Annotated in this window: 2 protein-coding genes and 1 pseudogene; 2 read left to right on the forward strand and 1 reads right to left on the reverse strand. The window is 33.9% G+C overall.

What is annotated here, in order from left to right:
- Positions 1-537: 537 nt before the first annotated feature.
- Entirely contained in the window at positions 538-1,683 is a 1,146-nt protein-coding gene (locus ACEN2H_RS15495; RefSeq protein WP_441733936.1) for a hypothetical protein, read from the reverse strand.
- A 199-nt stretch (positions 1,684-1,882) separates the two neighbouring features.
- Between ACEN2H_RS15495 and ACEN2H_RS15500 the strand changes: the two genes are divergently transcribed.
- Together ACEN2H_RS15500 and ACEN2H_RS15505 are read left to right on the forward strand one after the other, a co-directional pair.
- The gene (locus tag ACEN2H_RS15500; protein ID WP_441733938.1) at positions 1,883-3,754 is read left to right on the forward strand and encodes a T9SS type A sorting domain-containing protein; all 1,872 of its coding nucleotides are present in this window, start codon (positions 1,883-1,885) and stop codon (positions 3,752-3,754) included.
- Positions 3,755-3,913: 159 nt separating this feature from the next.
- A pseudogene (locus tag ACEN2H_RS15505) lies at positions 3,914-4,652 on the forward strand (hypothetical protein); the annotation flags it as partial.

Consider the following 4,652-nt stretch of genomic DNA (forward strand, 5'->3'; position numbering starts at 1 on the left):
TCTTGCATTTCTATATAATTTTGAAATACAAATATCTCTATTTTTATATTTCCCCACAACATTTAGACTTGATCCTTGCTTTTCTGTATTCTGAATGCGTTTCATATTATCTTTAAAAGCCTATCTTAAAGACAGTCCTTTTCTTTTTCGGTTAGTATTAACTGGAGGTACAAAAACTGGGGTGTCGTATCTATTTTTCTTTTATCTAAATTGTTTCCTTATTATATCAAATTCCTATCGTGAACGGTTAAGCTTTTTTGTTTATGGATCGATTTGGACCATAAGTCTGTTACTTATATTTTTTTTATACAAAATGGAACTAACATTGGCCAAATTAGAGAATTTTGTAATGGCCTGTCCAAACTTATTTTAGTTGTCGTAAGCCCGTGATCCTATTATTGTAGAAGGCCCATAATATATTAAATAATTTTTTTGGTTCAGGCTATTGTACTAGTTTTGCTTTGTTTTTTAAAAGCGATTCCGTTAGTTTAACTAATAAAGCATCTACTTTGCTACCCCAGATAGGAAATGTAATATTTATTTATCACTAATAGTTAAAACGAAATCAGTTGGTGAATATCCTACAAGTCTTTTAAAATTATTAAAAAAAGTAATCCTCGAATTAAATAAGCATTTTACCGATAAGGAGTCTATAGTTTGTGTTTTTAAATAACCTTCCCTGATCAATTGGAGTGAATATTTAACTTTTAATACATTTTGATACTCACTAAAGCTGTAATAACTATAGTATTTAAAAACATACTTAAGATGACTTTGTGGATGTCCAGTAATGATAGAAATTTCTTTTAATGTTGGAATTTCATTAAAGTTAGTAAATAATTTAGTTTCAAATGTTTTAATGTCGAAGATAATATTTTCTAATGTAGATGTTATTTTATTTTCAATTGCTAAATCAAAAGTTTCTGTTATTATTGTTTTCGTTTTCCAAATTTGGATTTCTTCTAATGATGATTTGTTTAATTTTTTATATAAAACCTTTTCTCCATATAAATTTATTGGATGCATTAAAAGATATAAAACAAAGGATAACCAAAGGAGAGAAGTAAAGATGTAAAAATTATTTAAAACCGCTCCAGATGTTCCTTCAACATAAGAATAAACAGTAATATTAGCGGAGAAGTATATGGTTGTAAACAGGAAAACCATTACTAAGGACCACTTTTTAATTATGTGATATTCACGTAGTTCCTTAGTGTTTTTTTTGTTCGTATATACTTTATAGGTTTGGTAGAATGTCATGCCTAAATATATTGTAGAATAGATAAAAAAAAGTATTTGATTTGTTACTTTGCTAAAATGGAGCAGTTTTGTTACTAGAACAATAATCGCTGCAATCGCAAAAAGAGTGATTTCTTTTTTTATTGTCGTTTTCTTAAACAGCAAGTTCTCTATAAATATTAAATATATGGGAGGGATAAAAAAAGCGAAGGTTAGCATCCTATTAAGCGGATTCAGTAGAGGCTTTATGATTCCAAAGTCGTGTAAACCGTAGCCAAATCGTTGTACTCCTGCCACTACTATAATTGCAACAAAATATCTATTTAGCTTCACACCAAGATTACTATTGCTAATCAATACCGGTAAAAGTATAATTAGAGCAAAGCCTACAAAAAATGAAATGTAATTGAGAAACATGTTCCAAATATAATAAATGTGTTTCATATCTCGCAATTTGTAAAATAATTTTTGCACTCTACAGTTATAATTTTTTTATTTGTTGAAGTGTAATCGGCTGCGAGAGCTACTTTACACTTGATTGATATTGATTATTGAAGGAATATTGATCAAATATTTTGTAAAAAGTAGCAGTAAAAGACAAACTACAATTAATTCACAAGTGTAAACTGAAATTAGAATCATTATGAAAAAAAAACTACTTTTTTTCAATGGCATAGTACTGTTTTTTTCGATTAGCAACTCAGTTGCTCAAAACAGTTTTGTGGTAAGTTCTGGAACTAATATGGTTTCAACTGGTGAAGTGACTATTGCCTATAATGGGGGAACTTGGAGGAATGACGGAAATATAAATAATAGAGAGGGAACAGTAGTTTTTACTGAGCCAGTAAGCTTCGCTGGAAATGGTAGTACAAATACCCAAGACTTTATAATAGCTCATGGCGGTACGAGCAATCTATATAATAGAATTAATGTAACTGGAACATTAACCGTATCTAATGGTACTTTAAATGCTAATAATCAGCTTACCTTAGTTTCAAATGCGTTGGGTTCTGCAGTAATTGCTCCCATAAAAGCCGGCAGTGATATTACAGGAAAAGTAACCGTGCAACGTTACATCGCACTAGGAAAAAATGCTTTTCGGTTTTTGACGCCCAGCGTAACCACCGATGATTTCATCGATAACAACTGGCAATTAAATACGCTCATTAGTGGCTCCACAACTGGGGCTAATGGTTTTGATGCTACACCAACAGGAGCTGCATCACTATTCACTTATAATAATGCGCAAGCCGAAGGAAGTGGTTGGGGTGCTATTAGTAATACAAACGCTACGAATCTCAATTCAATGCAAGGGTATAAAATTTTTATACGAGGTGATAGAGATGTTAATGTCAACGCGGATGGGGCGGTAGATATGAACAATCCAGTTACACTTTCAGCTACGGGGATATTGAGTACTGGTACCGTAGTTTTTGATAAGAGCTCTGAAATACCATTAAACGACACTAGTAATATTAGCACAGATGGCTATAGTTTAGTAGGGAATCCATATGTAAACACGCTTGATTGGAACACATTAGACAAATCAAATTTATCGGACGCGTATTATGTTTGGGATGCTAATATGGGAAGTTCCTCAAAAAGGGGACGATATGTAGTGTATAGTTCGGCGACTGGAATAACTAATAATTCTGCTTCAAGGGTTAACGAATACATTCAACCTGGTCAAGCCTTTTTTGTAAAAAATATAATAGCTGGAACAGCGGGGTCCTTAACTTTTAGGGAAACAGACAAAATCGGCAGTTCTGCCCTTAATTACTTTTACAAAATAAAAAACCCTTCTTTATCGCGATTAGAATTACAGGTCTACCAGAGTGGGGAGCTAGCTTTAGGTGAATCTCCATTGGATGCGGCTGTAGTAGTTTTTGGAAATCAATTTACAAATGCTATAGAAAATGGTGACGCAACTAAACTGGCTACCGGTTCAGAAGACCTAGCTTTTTTAAATAATAATATTGCTTTAAGTATTGATGCTAGGCCAGAGGTGATTGTTACCGATGAATTACTGGTGCAACTACAAGATTTCCAATCGAATAAAAACTATACATTCAGAACTGATTTCAATAATTTTGATGGCTCATTCTCAGCTTATTTATTTGATAATTTTCTAAATCAATTTACCAAATTAGCAACTACGGCAACGACAGATGTGGTATTTGTAACTAATGCGGATGCTAGCTCGTACGGCGCTAATCGTTTTAAAATTGTATTGCAAAGAAATTCATTGAGTATTGAAAATTTTGCCGAAGACAATATTTCTGTATACCCTAACCCGATTACCAATAACCAATTTAATATTTCATTGCCTAGCAATGTCCTGGGAGAAGTTGTCGTTAAAATGATTGATGTTCTTGGACAAACGATTTATGAGACTAAAACTGAAGACCAAAAGTTGATAGCTATTAAACCCAATAGTATCTTGATACGAGGCTTGTATCTGGTTCAAATTACGAACCAAGGAAAAAGCGTTACTAAAAAATTAACAGTTCAATAGGCATGATATCAGATCTAATATTCAAAAATTCTGAAAAGTATTTAGGATTTTTTCCTAATCAGGCAAAGTAAGAATCTGCAGCCTCGCCCCAAGCTAAGTTATACGATTAATATTAAAAACAACAAAAAAACAAACGCATTCCCAATAATAAAACCTACTATGAAAAACCTACTTTTCACACTAATAATTCTATTTTCGCTTACAGCAACAGCTCAATCTGTAGGGATAAATAGTGATGGCAGTACTCCAGACCCTTCTGCGATTTTAGATTTAAAATCAACTACCAAAGGTTTTTTACCGCCCCGAATGACGGAAGACCAAAGGGTACTAATAGCAGCGGTTGAGGGTCTGATCGTTTTTCAAACAGATAAAAATAACGGTTTGTATTTATTTAAAAATGCAGATTGGATAAAATTGACTATGCTACCTGATAATACTATTGCACAAAATGGTCAAGTTTTGATGGTGTCTAATGGTCAATTAGAGTGGGCGACACCACTAATTGCCACCCCAGCAGAAGTAGGACCCCAAGGAGTGCAAGGTGATAAAGGAGACCAAGGTTTAACAGGAGCACAAGGTGACAAAGGAGATCAAGGAATACAAGGTTTAGTAGGAGCAACTGGAGCACAAGGTGATAAAGGAGATCAAGGAATACAAGGAATACAAGGTTTAGCAGGAGCAACTGGGGCACAAGGTGATAAAGGAGATCAAGGAATTCAAGGTTTAACCGGAGCTGCTTCAACAATAGCTGGACCACAAGGTGTTCAAGGAGCAACCGGAGCGCTAGGTGATAAGGGAGATCAAGGAATACAAGGTTTAGTAGGAGCAACTGGGGCACAAGGTGATAAAGGAGATCAAGGAATTCAAGGTTTAACCGGAGCTGCTTCAACAATAGCTG

Origin of the sequence: Flavobacterium sp. W22_SRS_FP1, from assembly GCF_052113685.1 — a bacterium.
In the GTDB taxonomy this organism is placed as follows: domain Bacteria; phylum Bacteroidota; class Bacteroidia; order Flavobacteriales; family Flavobacteriaceae; genus Flavobacterium.